This window comes from Bacillus sp. SIMBA_005, assembly GCF_046535585.1.
Taxonomy (GTDB): domain Bacteria; phylum Bacillota; class Bacilli; order Bacillales; family Bacillaceae; genus Bacillus; species Bacillus pumilus.
Window position 1 is genome coordinate 1 of the sequence record NZ_JAWRWI010000382.1, and the last position, 273, is coordinate 273.

Annotated in this window: 1 protein-coding gene; it reads left to right on the forward strand. The window is 67.4% G+C overall.

What is annotated here, in order from left to right:
• Positions 1-273 (forward strand): YaeQ family protein (locus tag SB660_RS20555; protein WP_410584182.1); only part of this gene is annotated, 273 nt, incomplete at both ends.

The window sequence follows — 273 nt, forward strand, 5'->3', positions numbered from 1 at the left end:
GGCTCGCCCTCATGGCAATCGGCGCAACCATGCACACCTTCGACATTCAGCTGGCGGATGTGGACCGGGGCGTCTACGACGAGCTCAGCCTGCGCGTCGCGCGGCACGCGTCGGAAACCGACGCGTTCATGGTGACCCGCCTGTTGGCCTACTGCCTCGAGTACGAGGAGGGCATTGCGTTCGGCGCCGCGGGGATCGCCTCGACGGAGGAACCCGCCGTCGTCGTCCGTGACCTGACAGGGCTCATCACGGCGTGGATCGAAGTAGGGGCGC